Here is a 238-nt window from a genome sequence, read left to right on the forward strand (position 1 = left end):
CCATGATCGACAGCACGATCTCGTCGCCCTCGCCGATGTTGGGCATGCCATAGCCATAGGCGACCGTGTTGATGGCCGAAGTCGTATTCGAGGTGAAGATGATGTTGTCGGTGCTCGGCGCATTGAGGAAGCGGCGCACCGTCTCTCGCGCCTTTTCGTAGGCATCGGTCGCGGCGTTCGACAAAAAATGCAAGCCGCGATGGACGTTGGCGTATTCCTGGGAATAGGCATGCTGGAT

At 58.0% G+C, this 238-nt stretch carries 1 protein-coding gene; it reads right to left on the minus strand.

Annotated features, from left to right (window positions below; translation table 11 throughout):
- On the minus strand, window positions 1-238 hold a 238-nt coding region (locus tag EOB49_RS35855; protein ID WP_127383583.1), incomplete at both ends, for an aminotransferase class V-fold PLP-dependent enzyme.

It is taken from the genome of Mesorhizobium sp. M7A.F.Ca.MR.148.00.0.0, from assembly GCF_003997735.1.
Lineage (GTDB): Bacteria > Pseudomonadota > Alphaproteobacteria > Rhizobiales > Rhizobiaceae > Mesorhizobium.